Here is a 14230-nt window from a genome sequence, read left to right as displayed (position 1 = left end):
GCGCTGCGGAGATACGCGGTAAGAGCTCGGCAACCGTGGCGCCGACTTCGATCCCGATTCTGTCGTTCACCGCAGACCGAGTGCGCTGCTTGCAGCCCAGATACCGCTCTGTGGTCTGGATCGAAACCTGACCCAAGAGGAATTGGATCTGTTCCAGTTCGCCTCCAGCACTACCCGCACAATCAGGATGTTGTCCGTTGGCTTCCGAGTTGTCGGCAACCCGGAAGTTATCCCAAACCGGGTCTCTGGGAAGTGCCGAAGGGTGGTTCCGGACAGTGTGTCGCCATCCGGAGATGGAACTGGCCCCCGGTGAGTGCATTATCGCGCAATGCACTCATCGATCCCAAACCGGATTCATCGATAGATATCGGCCGGATTCGTGGCGTAACCTTCCTCTTGTTCCCTTGCGAGCAGGACGATTGCATAGACCTCTTGTAACGAGGATCTTCCTTACTGCTGGCATCTGCCAGGTCTGCGCGGACTCTCATCTCGCAAACGGTTTTAGTGTCCGACTCATTCTTCGCAGCTGCCAGTGGCGGTCGGAAATAGGATTCTGACGCTGATGACCCCGGTATCATTGGGAGGGTAGGCCGAGAAGCCTACTATGAATTGAGATAACTTTGACCAGTAAGAAGGCTTCGCATGAAGCCACCCTTGACCAAGCGCCATCGCGCAGAAATCTCGGAAAAACAGTCCGGCGCAGTCTCATCGAAGCAAGTGAGGCCCAAAAAGAGGCCCTCCTCGCCCGCGAACTCCGTACTTCGCAGACTCAGCAAGAACTTGCCGTGCTTGTCGTAGTCGAATTCACCGGAGAGCTTCGCAAACGCAAGCTTACCGCAGCCGCTCGACTTGCCCGCGCTGCGGCGGCCATCGCGGCTGAACAAGAAGAGTTCCCTGTCCATGAGCCTTCCGCCATTGACTTCGATGCCAGCCGTGCAGAGTTTGAAGAACTCGCTCGATCAGCCGGTGCGAAGATTGCCGCTATGCTCGTTCAGCGCCGCCAGAAGCCTGATCCCTCCAGCCTCGTCGGCCAAGGCAAACTCGACGAAATTGTGGAGGTCGTGACCTCCACTAACGCTTCGCTTGTTCTCTTCGACCATGACCTCACCCCCTCCCAACTGCGCAACATCGAATCCCGGCTACCCTGCCATGTGATCGACCGCTCGCAGCTCATCCTCGATATCTTCGCCCGTCACGCCAAGACCCGTGAAGGTCACCTCCAGGTCGAACTCGCACAACTTGAATACCAGTTGCCCCGTCTCGCCGGCCGCGGTCGCGCCATGTCGCAGCTTGGTGGCGGCATTGGGACCCGAGGCCCAGGCGAAACCCAGCTCGAGACCGATCGTCGCAAGATCAATCTTCGCATTGCCCAAATCAAGAATCAGCTCGAGGATGTCCGCCGGATCCGTCACCAGCAGCGGCAGCGCCGCGATGCCGTTCCGGTGCCCGTGGTAGCCCTCGTCGGCTATACCAACGCTGGCAAGAGCACCCTCTTCAATGCGCTTACCGAGGCTGGCGTACTCGAATCTGCCCGCATGTTCGCTACTCTCGACCCCAAACTCCGACAGTTGCAGCTTCCTTCCCGTCGCAAGATTCTTCTCTCCGATACCGTTGGCTTCATCCGCAACCTTCCCCACACATTGGTTACGAGCTTCCGCGCTACCCTCGAAGAGGTCGAGCGAGCCGAGATTCTTCTTCACGTCCAGGACGCCGCCAGCCCTATCCGCGAAGAGCAGAAAGCTCAGGTTGAAACGGTCTTAGCCGAGCTTGCAGTCTCGGCTAAGCCTGTCATTCAGGTTTTGAACAAGACCGATCTCCTTTCACCCCAAGAACTCGCCCATCTCTCCAGAGATCGCGAAGCGATTTTCGTTTCATCCCTACAGCACACTGGCCTTGAGCAACTCCTGAAAGCCATTGATGCCGCTCTCGTAGCCGATCCAGTCGTCGAATCTAGCTTTAGACTTCCTCAATCGGAAGGATCCATCCTCGCCTCGCTGGAGGGCGGAGCCATCATTGGCGAGAGACACTTCGAAGGAAACCTCGTCTTTTTCCGAGCCCGAGGACCGGCATCTTTTCTGGACCGGTACCGCCGTTTCCGTGCCGAGCACGAACCAGGCTCAGGACGAGACCGCACAGAAGATTGAGCCCGTGAACACTCTCCGCCCTAGTGCTCATCAGTTTTGACAGGTCCAAACCTCGGCTGTAGCACGGCTGAGAATGGGGTTTTCCTAACCGGATCTAGGGTCTAGTGAGCGGTCTATTTGACAGCAAATTGTTAAAGGAAAAGCCAAGTAGAAACAATTATTTAGCGAGACGGGAAAATAGCGCAAAGTAAGTGCCGAGGGGGAAGCGACCCCACCCTGCGGTTGCCGCTGACGCTGGTCGCTCCCGCCCTCGGCATCTCAGGTACATCACCTAAGCCAGCTTTGGTCCGCATCAAAATCAAACCTGATGCCGAGTTGATCTTTAGCCGATCAGCCAGGTATCTGCAAAGGATGCTGAACTTATCTGCCGTGAATCAGCATTGGATCGAATACACATCCGTACACAATCCAATAAAATATCCAAAACGGATATTTTCAGGATTACTGCAGCAGTTCGCCACTACCAATGCCAAGAGCCTTGGCAATCTTTTCGAACATCTGTGGTGTGACATGATTCCATGCCTCGCTAGCGTCTGCTTCAACGAAACTCATCCAATTCGAGGAAGCTGGCGGACCAATCAGGGCACGGAACTCGTCCTTCGTCATCGTTAGGGCGGTCCGTAAAGACTCGACACGGTTGATGATCCTCTGCCTAAGGTCGTCGTCGCCATCTTCGGGCACGATGTAGATCTCGGTCGATTCGGGATGGCCATTATCGTCCGTATATATGCGCTCGTCTTCTTTGTCGACCCCGGAAGAGTTCCTGTCCAGATCAGTGTAGATATCCGCAAGGATTTCATCGGAGGTAGCCCGACGCATACCCCGCTGAATCCCAATCAACGAAGGCAGGCCCTGCTTCCGCCGTTCTTCTTCTCTCTTGACGACCTCCAGATAGCAATCATCTGGATCGCGCGTCCTCTTTTCAAATGCGGAGCGTTCTTTGAAGGCCAGCCCGTTTGCCTTCAGCTCCGATTCTTTGAGGGCATGCAGAACCTGAATATTGGCATCGGCCAGGTGTTCCCGAAGATATGTCTGTCGGACTGTGAAATCCTCATTCTTGAGTTCCGGGTATTCGGCCAGCTTCTGTAATGTCTCGATGGGCAGCATCGACGTTGCGGTTCAGTATTAGCAGATGTTCAAACGCAGTATGGTCCATCGTCGTCACCTTCCGTGGCTCTTTGCCGAGCCGTCCTCTCATCATCAGTAAGGAGCGTTCCGTAGCTGCGGATCAGCTCCAGATCTCCGTGTCTTGCTTCCATATATCTGGGTTTGATCCTGGTCTCAGTGGTCAGAAACTCGAAATGGAGTAGAGTTCCATCTGTAAAGCGGATCTCGAGTGCCTGCCAGTTCGGCGGATCGTTGACCACATTGACGAACGCAATGATCTTGCCGACTGCTTCGGTAAAGTTCACTCCGAGTGTCGGCAGCTCGTTCCTGGGTCTCTCTTGAGAACCGGGAAGCGATTGGTCGGGTATGTAATTCCGCTTTTTGCCTTTGTCCATTAGATCTCCTCCCTTTGGTCTGTGTTCATCCGGGTCATCTCTTCTGGCCTACAGATGGCTCATCATCCAAGAAGCGGACGCGTGGTGGAAGACCCTGTTTGGTCCGTTCCTCTTCTCGCTGCCGAACCTGCGAGTAGACTGCATCAGGATCGCGCAGGTTCTTCTCTTCATCCCTGCACAGACCTTCGAAGACCCATTCGTCGGTACGCTCAATCCCGGACATGTAGTCCACGATGTCACTACTCACCGAGGCCCGTACCTGTTGAATGAGGGATTGGTGGTACAAAGACTGTTTCTGGCCAATGCCGAACGAGCTTCCGATCTCCTTCAATAGATCGATCAGCCTCTGGGCAGAGGCATTGAAGAGATAGAGATGTTCATAGAGAGGAAAACGTAGTGGTGGGGAGCCGATCTCGGCATGGCGGATCGCCTGATCCCATTCGCGCTTGCGCTCTTCTGAGATCTGACTCCTGCTGAATATTTGCCGGATGCGTTGGCTTGTGTCTGAAGCAGGACTGCCGGTACTTTTAGAGACAGCCATATCGTCGCCTTTCTTAGGAAGGTGATGGGTGGTCAGGGATACGTCGGTGTTGACGCACCGGCGCGTCCCGCGATCTGCGGTCGAATTGTTAACCGGTATGATGGTACCCGGATCTCAAATTATCGGAAGAATACCATAAATACTTGACCGAGACAAGCAACAATAGCGATAGAGCTTTAGAAAATTACATTTCTCAGGTCGAAGCGGCCCGTATCCGGGGCGTGTCCAAACAGGCCATTGCGGATCTTTTGAAAAGAGGGAGATTGACGAGCGTCAAGGTAGCAGGACGCATACTTCTTCTTCGCTCCGAGGTGGAAGCATTTGTCGCACAGCCAAAGCTTGGTCGGCCTTCCAAAAAATCGACCCTCAAGAAGAAATCCAAGGCATCCACAGCGACATCGCTCAAGAAATAGCAACGACCAAGCAGCATCGATGATCCTTTGGCGACAGCATGGAGGAATTCGAGAATGGGAAGATCCCTCGCCGACGAACCTCATGGGTTGATGGACCCTCGGAAGCTGCATGATAAGGTCAATATTCGAACTGACATCGAACACCGTCGAATGCATTTCTCTCGAAAGCTTCGCCCGATAATGCCGCGTTATGTATCGTCGATATGTAGACGCAAATTAGAAGTTTCCGATTTCTGCAATGTTGAAATATTCTGATTGTCCTTCCGAGAAATACCCGACGCGGGAGATTGGATCTTTTCAGGATGAGTTGGACAGGAACTGCAGCCGATTCGAACATCCATTCTGAGCGTGTCGCCGCGCTTCTTCCAAACATCAAATATCATTGTTGGACTTTTGCAGTGAATGGATAGAACCAGATCTTTCCATCGGCTATTACGGCAATCAGATCGTTCGAGGGGGAGACAGCAAAAGACTGATGCACTAAACTGGTCGCGCACTGATTCGAAACAATCGCTTGCCGTCAGATGAGCGATACACTGCAACCTCTTGATCTATGAGTTCGCTCACCACAAACGAATCACTTTTCGACTGACTTCGCACCATGTGGATGACCCTGATGCCAATCTCGGAGCCGGACGCTGACAAAGACTCATGTCCGACCTGGCGGCTCGATCCTGGGCTCGTTAGGATCCCCGTTCCGTCATAGCGGATCAAACGGTACCAACGGCTCGTTAGAGAGCTTCGCAGCCCACCAGAAATATTGCTTCAGGAGACGGTGTGGACAACTCCGGAAGACATGCGGAGTGAATAGTCGCAACTGTATATCTTTCACCCAACAATCCCAGAAGCGAAATTTGCCAGCTGTTCCACCAACACCTGCGATGCGTAGTTCTCCCTGATCACTCAGGATCGGGACTGGAGCTGTGCTGTCCTGTCTTGCCGTTGCCAAGACCTCAAGCCGCTCATTGAGTAGTTTGACATCCACGTCTTCCTCAGGAATTACATGGGTTCTCAGCCTCGAAGAACTGCTTGCCGTATTTGAAGAACCCTGCGAACGTCGGCTGGTCGTGCCGCTGTGAAACGGTGCATTGCCGGTGCGACCACGGCTCTCCGACCATGAACCCTTTGCCGTCCATGATCGCGGGCGGGATTATTTCGAGCATTTCCCAGTAGCGTGCTTCAGTGCAGGGTTTGAGCGTGGGCGTCATGGTGCCCTCATTGCCGAATGAGCCTGACGCAATGCATTAGCCCAAGTCTCATCATGATCGGTTTCGACTGTTATCGCACCCGTGTCTACTCCGTTTGCCGCTGCGACTGGACCTATAACGCCCTCGCTGTCAGCGAAATTGATTAACTCAACGAACGGGCCTTCGGGGGAGGGGCTGTCCCACACGGCCTTGGCGCTCTCATATCCAGCCACTTTGGCTAATTGATCTCGCCAAGCGTTGTAGCCACCATAACTGCCTGCCCTAAAACTCATGGCGTCGTCATAGGCATAGAAGGTGTCAGGCTCTAGTCCATTTGCGTGTCCCTGCCCAAATCGCTGGCTGAATTCGAAGATTGCGCGATACACATGCAGCGAACCGTCCTCTGGGTAGCCATCTGCATCGAGAAGTGGCTTGTCGTTTTTTGGTCAGTCTTCCGTAAGCAGTGATGTCAAGGCCCATGATGTTGTACTCCGGCTGGTGCTGAAGGAATTGGAATGAGGAGAGCTAGTCGCACCCGTGTTTGCGGGTTTCGTCGTGCATGTGGTCAATGAATGCTTGCGAGTCTCCTTCTGTTCTGCACTGATAAACCTTGTCGAGTTCTTCGGCTGACAGCGCTTTAGATATGCCCAGCACACGATGCGGCATACTTTTCAAAAGCCAATCGGCTGTTTTGTTGTGGTGGGTTGTTTCTTCGGGGGTCATGGCGCGGTTACGTCGTTCGTTTTCAGTCCGCACAACGTATGCCAAGCCTGAGGAGATGTCACCAAATTAATGACTAATTTAATTGCGTAGTTTGGTCTGAAAACGAAACGCAATCATATTGCATACACCGCATGACCTTGCTATGGTCCCGCGCATGCACAAAAAAACGAAAGAAGCATATGAACGCTTGAAGAAGTGGCGAAAGGGTCTTAGCCTTACGCAGCCACAGGCCGCTGAACGATTCCAGGTGCCGTTGCCTACCTACCGCAATTGGGAACAGTTTGTAGCAGCATTCCCGGTACGGTGTGGGCCTTCATCGAACATGCTGGGTGGCAATGCCGGTCACGCCTTGCTCGGGAAAGCCGCCAAAGCTCGTTGGAAAAAGAAGAAGTCAAAATCCTGAAGGTTGGTCTAGCACGGTGCTGGAGCGCATAGGACGCTATGCTCACTCCGAATGTGGTTCGATTCCACCGCCCGACGCCATCCGCGCTGACAAATTGTGGCCAAAGGCCACGAACTGCGCTCACGTCGCCGCGTGCTCAAGATCGCCTTATGGCGATGTATATCCAAAAAGTTTCAAGATCTCCTTGATGCCGACATGAGAGACGTTGAATGCATATGTAATGCAGAGTGTGCCAATCGATGACAAAACCTTCTTGTTCGAGACGAGTGTGTTTTCCGCGAGCGAGTATATTGTTCGGCTCAAGATTGGCCACAGGGCCTTATGCAGGAGGATCACTCCAAGCATGATGATCGAACCACCACACGCCAAGATCAAAGCTGCATTCATCAACTGCAATAGATAGCCAAAATTGATTAGCGAATCACCAATCTTTGTGTCCCATAGACTGGTCATGAAGATCGCATAGATAAAGTATGGCGAGAAGGCTATCAAAACGAGGACTGCCGATAAGAGCGCGATCGTTATCAACGTTCTGACAATGGACACGGATGTTGATATCGAACCGAACAATTTCCGAAGAACCGCGACCGTTAGAAGAGTGGAGGTTACCGACCACAGCAGAACTATAGGCAATACAGCATATGTGCCATATCCGACCAATGCCTCAATTCCCACGACGCATAGAAAGCAGAGCATAGGAAGATAACAAAGCGCAGTCACAAGAGCATGCCTGAAGATACCCGGCAGCATCGCAAAGGTAAGAAGAGCGATTGAAAGGATAAGCATCAGCAAGCGGTGTTCACTTGGAACCCATTCTCCATTCTGCTCATTGAATATCACTCCCTTTATGGACATCATGAGGAATGCACATCCCCAGGCGAGGTTTGCCGAAACTATAATCGACCGGAATGTAAACAGCCGTTTACCCAAAGCCCAAGTAAACGCGCCTTGCAGAATCTGACCTAATTTATTGAACAGTGCCGTCGCCGTACTGTCAGTGCATTTCGCCCTGTCATATACAGCCATCCAAAGATTCTCTAGCCGGTTCTGCCATAGCCCTCTTTCATCTTCGTATAGAAAGAAAGCCATATAAAAGGCAAACGCTCCGATGATCCCCGCCGCGATCCGGCTTCCGATAATGAGGGTTTGATGCATACGCAATTCTGATGTCCATCCCTTTGATCTGGCAATTGCCAACTCTGTCACTGAGCAAAGACTATTTGTGGAGGGGAGGTATTCACTCGTGCTGGTCTGGCTCCGGCTCTGGAGGCTTCAATTGTTCCCAAGTCCATCCGACAATCCTTAAGTCAGGGAATTGCAGCAACCACCATCTGTAGTAGCGAGACCGTTCTCGCTTCATTGCTTTTCCGTATAGATTGTCTAGGTCCATGTTGGTTTGATCATCGAAGGCGTCACAACGCATAGAGCCGCTGATTGGGTATGTTCGAGCGACAAGACGCTTCATATAATGTTCGTCTTCTAACGCCTTCAAGTAGCGCAAGAAGTATCCGAGTGTTCCGAACACAATTACCCCGAGCAATAAGAATGTCCTGACGACAACGCGCGGTCGAGTGTTAGATCGACGAAGTTCAATGACACCTATGGTTAGGGTATAGACAAATAAAAACTTCAGTGCGCTGAATGTCGTATGCTGCGTTCCCGTGTTCTCCTCAGCACGATGCAGTGATTTCACGATGTCAGAATCTTTGTGCTGGGCTTCGGCCTCTGCGACTGCTGTGTTGATTAGCTGCGCTATATCGTCAAAAGTTACAAGACCGTACCGCATATCGATATGGGTGGGATCGGCATCTTTGAGCGCTAGAGAGTGGGCGTCTTTTAGAGAGGCAGCGGCCTTTGTGGCCACTTCTTGTTGTAAATGGATGGCCTCACTTCGCGTCTTCCATAAGCATTGGATCATTGAGTCATGATGGTTTTCAAGAACTATGGCTGACGGTATGTAACTTACCACCGGCGGCATAGCCTGGCCTCCCAACACGACTATGTTGCGTATGACATCCAAGAAAAAAATCAGAAAGAACGCGCAAATGATCGGAAGAAGTTTGTCGAATCCAAAGCGCTTAGAGACCTTTACGAATCGGATCTGACGTTGGTTGTCAGGCTTCAAAGCCGCTAGCTTGGCTAGAATCTTGGCGAATGTAAGCGGCGCGACATAATTGGGGATGCCTATCAGCGCAATCAGACAGAAGATCGGCGGCCAGATGAAGTCCCAGAAGTCTTGTACGCCTTTGACTAAGCCCGAGAAATCCATCTTGCACCTCTGACGGGATGCGATCAGTCGTGTGGGGAGAGAATGATTATCCCACCTGAACTACAATCCCGACATGCTTTATTGCAGGAGAACCCCATCCGAACCGTCACTCTCGACGAAACCCTGTGGCAGGTCGTTCCGAAGAAGCCCACCTTCCTCATGATCGAGGCTGGCGGCGAAGCGCGGGATTGTGAAGAAGCCTAGCGGGATATGCTGGCGATCAGCCCTCCGCTGCCAACCTCGACCCTGATCTATGCGAAGGGCACAGTGAAGCCGCGTTGTCCGGTTTGTTCAGGAATGACGCGGAAGATTCGGGCTGGTGTCTATCGGTGTTTCGATGGATGCTTACAAGATTAGGAAGGTAATTAGTGTGGATTCTGGATTACGAGTAACGACTGGCTTTACTTTGAATTGGGCGATAACGGCCTCGGTCCACTCTAGCTGTTTACCGCTGATCGATCCCTAATCCTGTGTTAGCAGCCTGATGCGTTCGTCCCGTTGACATGCCGAATCTCATTGTTGATGTCGCGAATGGGCGGGAACTCTGCCGCCAGGTCCACATCCGCCTTGATGTTCACCGGCGTCAGCCGGCGGGGGAATTGACCCGATTCCTCGGTACCGTAGTATTTTTCGATGTGCTTCCTGGACCGGGCAATGGTCAACAGGTCCAGAAGCTTGAAGTAGTCAAAGCCGAGCATGTCCATCAGGCGACTCGGCTTTCTGTCGATTTCCTCCAAGATCAGCCAGCGGTTGAACTGAGTCTGAGCCTGCCGGATCGTCGCCTCGATGCTCTGGATTCCATCGGCAGCGAGAGCCTCGTCGTCGCCTTCCGTGATGAACGCGATCTGGTTCTTCAGGTCGGCAAGGCGATTGTTGACCGGCGTGGCGGAGAGCATCAGAACGCGGGTCTTGACGCCCGCCTGGATGATCTTTTTCATCAAACGGTCGTAGCGGGAATCGTGCTCGCGATGAGCGATCTTATTGCGGAAGTTGTGAGATTCGTCGATCACGACGAGATCGTAGTTGCCCCAGTTGACGAACGACAGGTCGATATCGCCGGAGGCCCCGCCGTCGCGCGAGAGATCGGTGTGGTTGAGAACGTCGTAGTTCAGCCGATCCGGAGCGAGGATGTTCCGCTTGTCGTTCGTCTTGTAGACGGTCCAGTTGTCTCGCAGCCGTTTGGGGCAGAGTACGAGCACGCGATCGTTGCGCAACTCGTAATACTTGATGATGGCAAGAGCCTCGAAGGTCTTGCCCAGACCTACACTGTCTGCAATAATGCACCCGCCGTGGCGCTCCAACTTGTCGATGGCTCCAACGACCCCATCACGCTGAAACTTGTAAAGCTTATTCCAAACGATAGTGTTGCGGATTCCGGTTGCACTCTTTACGACCTTCTCCTCGTTGAACTCCTCATCCCGGTCCTTGAAGAGATGGAAAAGCGTTAGAAAATAGATGAGTGCAGGTTCGCGGTGCTTGGCAACCTCATTGAGCTGGCGGATGAACGCTAATTTCGCATCCGGGCTCGGTGGAAGTGCGCTCCAAAGCGTGGAGAACCACGAGCCGATCAAAGCCGCTTCTTCGGTCGTGTCCGAGCACTGGATCAAGCTCATCTGATTGCCGGGTGCCAGCCCAAAGCCCTCGGTTGTAAAAGGACAATTTCCGCTGATGCTTCTAGCGGCTTCAAGAGAGTCGCCACGTCTCAGCACGAACGCCGACTGCGGCGGCATCTTCCCGACACTCCTAAGATCAACCTGGCGCTCAGCCCATTGCGCGCAACGAGCGGCCAGCCATTGGAGCATCAGTTTGTTTCGGGTTGCGCGATCTGCTGCGCTTCCGTGAAGACTGAGATCCGCCGCTGAGATCTCCGGCAGGACGAGACGGCAGCCGACAAGCCCGTCAAGGAGGTCACTGATTTCGCTGAAAGCTGGGAGGGAAAATGCCTGCGACACGCAATCGAGACTTGAATCCTCGGTTAGGTCACGTCGAATTTCATCCACAACACGGTCTGTTCCGCTATTTCGCAGCAGTCTCATCGGTCTCGGCTCAAGCTGGATTCTCCGACATTAACATTCGGGGGCGTCAGGATAGGGAAAAGACTTGTGAGGAAGATTCTAACTCTTAGCGAGTGGCCCACTTCGTTGGGCTCGCTGTTTATGCTGATTACTAAAGATGGTCGAGTGCAGAAAAGTCACGCGCGGCCCAGCATGACAGGCGTCCTTATTGCAAGGCATTGTTGTCCACACCATCCGCACGAGCAAGGGACGCGGCGGTGAGCTGGCCGATCGTCCCTTGTTGCAGTCCGATGTGTGGCGGATGATTCGCCGGCGAGCTCTCGCGGCTGGGGATCAAGACCGAGATCGGGTGCCATACAGGCGTTCGCACCGTCCTCCTCATGCTAGACGCATAACTACGGCGACGCCCGCTTCAGGGTGGCCGCCGCAATACGACTCTGCAGCCGGCGCAAGGGGAAAAACCGCTTCGGTTTTTCCCCTTGACCTCTTTTCCCGCAAAATCACTCAACCGTACACGGCTGTTACGCCGTAGCTCAAACCGGCAGTTGTACACGGGGCCAGACAGCGCATGTTACAAAAGCGTATGCCTCGAATCCCCTATCTTGCCACCAACTTCTCCGGCACCTTCGCGCCAATCAACACAGGCAATGGAGAGGTTCAGGTGACGTGGGCACAAATCGTCTGGGCGGCGATAACTGCGGGAAAAGCTGCGGGAGATGAGTACGCCTACGGAATCTATTCAGCTCTGGAGCGGTTGCATCGGGCTTCGATGATGCGGGCTTACTTGTTAGAGGCAAGCTCGGGTTTTCTTCGTCGAACCATGCCATATCAGGCATCGGACCCTTCTGAAAAGACTTCTATTTCCTTCTATCTGGGAATGACTCTCGCCAAACTTTTTGCTGAGGTGCTGTTCGGCGTGCCACGCGTGTTGCACTTCGCGATCTATGCACAGAATTATCAGATCGTGGCTGGACAAGGTGAGTCCCGCCCCGACCTCATCGGACTCTCCAATGGTGGAGATTGGTACGTTTTTGAGGCCAAGGGACGTTCAAACGGATTCGATGCCCAGGCTCTGGCAACCGCTAAGGACCAGGCGGAACAGATCATATCTATCGACAATCTTGCCCCCGTTTGCAGCGTCGCTTGCCAAGCATATTTCTCTTCGAGTGGTCTCAGTTTCCGGATGGATGATCCAGCTGCGAAGAGAAATGATCGATCTCGAACGATCAAGATTAGCCGATCAGATTTTGTACATGCCTATGACGATCCCATTCGCAGGGTAATCGAACTTCGAGGGGCTAATGCGGCTATTGGGTATGAGGGGAGGCGGTTTCGCGGGGCGAGGATCGAAGAGGCGGACCTCTGGATCGCGGTTCCAGACGACGACCTCTCGCCACCGGACAAATCGGAAGTCGACTCTCTCACGACGAATCAGTACTTAGGAGGAGACCAAGTATTGATTCGCCTCGGATCTACCTGGAGTGAAGCAAACATGAGATTACAGCCGCATCAGAGGTCTAGCTGATCGACAATCGCCCCATAGGCCCCTAGATTCCACGTTTCGGAAGAGTCACGGTTAAACCGGATCTAATTCTCAACTTAGCGCTTAAGGGAGGAAGCCTCCTCCGTCTCTTCGGCCGCTTGCGCCTCTCCCAATTGACGAATTTCAACAGAACGGCGACTGCCGACTAACGAGGCGACTTGCCAAGACGGTTGTATAGGGAGGTCGAGCCTCCCCTCTTCACAGGCCCACTTCAATGACGGTTAGAAAGAGATGATTTGCAGAAGAAAAATATTCTAACCATTCAGCCCTATGGATCTTGTCGAAGTCTATTTTAGAGGCGTCATTTCGAACGTATTGCGACAAGATATGTTTGCCAAAGTAGAGATTAGGCTCCGCTTTGGAATCTGTACTGAACGTCTTCCCGCCGTGCCCCATCACTCATTTGCTTGTTCAGGACTAAAGGCAGTCGGGTGCACCCTCCAGAGTCCACCCCGCCACCCTCTACCGCAACCCCCTATCGCGTGATGGCAACTTCTGTTGAAGGGTGTTCGAGGTGGTGCAGGCATTCGCCATAAACGTCCGATGCGAGCGATGCAGCCTCCACCATCTGATTTTCGCCCAGAGCTTTATACAAACGAATGGCTAGCTTTTGCATTTCTGCCATCTTCATTACAGGTCTCCCCGATAAGACAGGAAGAAGATCAGGAAAAGGGACCTATTGACCAGATGGCCCAGTCTCCCAGCTCGTCACCCAGAATCTTGCCGGATTTCGAAAGTGATCGCAGCAGTCGACCTTCTTCGATCTTGGCCGCAGCCATCCAGGCGTTTATTCCCTGCTTTACCCAGATCGGAACTGCCACCGTCCTGACTCGTCCTCGCTTACCGACGAGGTCGATGATCACCCATCGGCCCTCTCGGAGCTGAATGTCCTCTATATATAGAGAAGCGAGTTCCTTTCGGCGCAGGGCACAACCGACTAGGAGGGCTAGGATCACATAGTCCCGTTTCCCTTTTAGGGTCGACTTGTCAGGAACGGCCAAGAGATCCTTGGCCTGTTCCCGGGTCAGCCAGTTCCCAAGTCGAGTTCCCCGCTGGGGAACGTTGGGAACGTCATTCAGGGTTGCCGCCTCTTCGGTTCCGATCATTCCTGCGCGCTTTGCTTCTCCGACCAGCTTCCGTATTGCTGACAAACGGACATTGATGGTCGAGGGCGAGAGATGGTCTATCGTCGTCCGGTACTCCATCAGCAGTGCGCGGGAGAGTGGCCGGCTGGCACAGAAGGCAAACAGATCGTTGAGCGCTTTGGCATAGTTGCGCTTCGAGTGAATCGACAAGACAGAGTCCAGAACCATCTTTTTCAAAATGGCTTGTGCTGGCGAGAGCGCGAAGGGAGGCTCTTCGGTTGACTGTCCCACATGAACGAGAGAGGTGCTCATTGCCAGCACACCTCTCTATACATAGGACAATGGAAATTGTGCAGCAGGCTGCCGCACAATTGTCGCCACAGCAAAGCCCCAATTCGCCCTTCC

14 protein-coding genes and 1 pseudogene are annotated in these 14230 nt (G+C 53.3%); 4 read left to right on the top strand and 11 right to left on the bottom strand.

Going from position 1 to position 14230, the window contains the following annotated elements; translation table 11 throughout:
* Positions 1 to 319 (bottom strand): annotated as a pseudogene (locus JAO29_RS14735) (hypothetical protein); the annotation flags it as partial.
* 301 nt (positions 320 to 620) lie between these two features.
* Here JAO29_RS14735 and hflX point away from each other — a divergent pair.
* The gene (hflX, locus tag JAO29_RS14730) at positions 621 to 2144 is read left to right on the top strand and encodes a GTPase HflX (protein ID WP_334269004.1); all 1524 of its coding nucleotides are present in this window, start codon (positions 621 to 623) and stop codon (positions 2142 to 2144) included.
* A gap of 441 nt (positions 2145 to 2585) precedes the next feature.
* Here the strand turns inward: hflX and JAO29_RS14725 are convergent, their stop codons facing one another.
* Genes JAO29_RS14725 through JAO29_RS14715 form a run of 3 tightly spaced genes read right to left on the bottom strand, consistent with a single transcriptional unit; the run spans position 2586 to position 4187 of the window.
* Positions 2586 to 3251 (bottom strand): hypothetical protein, encoded by a 666-nt coding sequence (locus tag JAO29_RS14725; protein ID WP_334269003.1) that lies wholly within the window; start codon positions 3249 to 3251, stop codon positions 2586 to 2588.
* Between the two features lie 29 nt (positions 3252 to 3280).
* Entirely contained in the window at positions 3281 to 3646 is a 366-nt protein-coding gene (locus JAO29_RS14720; protein ID WP_334269002.1) for a hypothetical protein, read from the bottom strand.
* Positions 3647 to 3680: 34 nt separating this feature from the next.
* A complete protein-coding gene (locus tag JAO29_RS14715; protein ID WP_334269001.1) occupies positions 3681 to 4187 on the bottom strand; it encodes a hypothetical protein in 507 nt (168 codons plus the stop codon).
* A 143-nt stretch (positions 4188 to 4330) separates the two neighbouring features.
* Here JAO29_RS14715 and JAO29_RS14710 point away from each other — a divergent pair, with 143 nt between their 5' ends.
* Positions 4331 to 4600, top strand: a complete 270-nt coding sequence (locus JAO29_RS14710; RefSeq protein ID WP_334269000.1) for a helix-turn-helix domain-containing protein — start codon at positions 4331 to 4333, stop codon at positions 4598 to 4600.
* A gap of 992 nt (positions 4601 to 5592) precedes the next feature.
* Here JAO29_RS14710 and JAO29_RS14705 read toward each other — a convergent pair.
* The 3 genes from JAO29_RS14705 to JAO29_RS14695 form a co-directional block, all read right to left on the bottom strand.
* A complete protein-coding gene (locus tag JAO29_RS14705) occupies positions 5593 to 5808 on the bottom strand; it encodes a hypothetical protein (protein ID WP_334268999.1) in 216 nt (71 codons plus the stop codon).
* Between the two features lie 1252 nt (positions 5809 to 7060).
* On the bottom strand, positions 7061 to 8068 hold the full coding sequence (locus JAO29_RS14700; RefSeq protein WP_334268998.1) for a hypothetical protein: 1008 nt from the start codon (positions 8066 to 8068) through the stop codon (positions 7061 to 7063).
* An 82-nt stretch (positions 8069 to 8150) separates the two neighbouring features.
* Positions 8151 to 9182, bottom strand: coding sequence for a hypothetical protein (locus JAO29_RS14695; protein ID WP_334268997.1), 1032 nt, complete (start codon positions 9180 to 9182; stop codon positions 8151 to 8153).
* A gap of 42 nt (positions 9183 to 9224) precedes the next feature.
* Here JAO29_RS14695 and JAO29_RS14690 point away from each other — a divergent pair, with 42 nt between their 5' ends.
* Entirely contained in the window at positions 9225 to 9386 is a 162-nt protein-coding gene (locus JAO29_RS14690; RefSeq protein WP_334268996.1) for a hypothetical protein, read from the top strand.
* Positions 9387 to 9655: 269 nt separating this feature from the next.
* On the opposite strand, the gene JAO29_RS14685 is transcribed toward JAO29_RS14690, so the two are convergent.
* Positions 9656 to 11218: an SNF2-related protein gene (locus JAO29_RS14685; RefSeq protein WP_334268995.1), complete on the bottom strand. Its 1563-nt coding sequence runs from the start codon at positions 11216 to 11218 to the stop codon at positions 9656 to 9658.
* Between the two features lie 184 nt (positions 11219 to 11402).
* Positions 11403 to 11567: a hypothetical protein gene (locus tag JAO29_RS14680; RefSeq protein WP_334268994.1), complete on the bottom strand. Its 165-nt coding sequence runs from the start codon at positions 11565 to 11567 to the stop codon at positions 11403 to 11405.
* Positions 11568 to 11780: 213 nt separating this feature from the next.
* Between JAO29_RS14680 and JAO29_RS14675 the strand changes: the two genes are divergently transcribed.
* Complete coding sequence (locus JAO29_RS14675; protein ID WP_334268993.1) at positions 11781 to 12722, top strand: hypothetical protein; 942 nt, start codon at positions 11781 to 11783, stop codon at positions 12720 to 12722.
* 493 nt (positions 12723 to 13215) lie between these two features.
* Here the strand turns inward: JAO29_RS14675 and JAO29_RS14670 are convergent, their stop codons facing one another.
* Positions 13216 to 13371, bottom strand: a complete 156-nt coding sequence (locus JAO29_RS14670) for a hypothetical protein (protein WP_334268992.1) — start codon at positions 13369 to 13371, stop codon at positions 13216 to 13218.
* A gap of 31 nt (positions 13372 to 13402) precedes the next feature.
* Positions 13403 to 14137 (bottom strand): tyrosine-type recombinase/integrase, encoded by a 735-nt coding sequence (locus JAO29_RS14665; protein ID WP_334268991.1) that lies wholly within the window; start codon positions 14135 to 14137, stop codon positions 13403 to 13405.
* Positions 14138 to 14230: the final 93 nt, after the last annotated feature.

Source organism: Edaphobacter sp. HDX4, assembly GCF_036877565.1.
Lineage (GTDB): Bacteria > Acidobacteriota > Terriglobia > Terriglobales > Acidobacteriaceae > Edaphobacter.
This window is presented reverse-complemented; position numbering and strand designations above follow the sequence as displayed.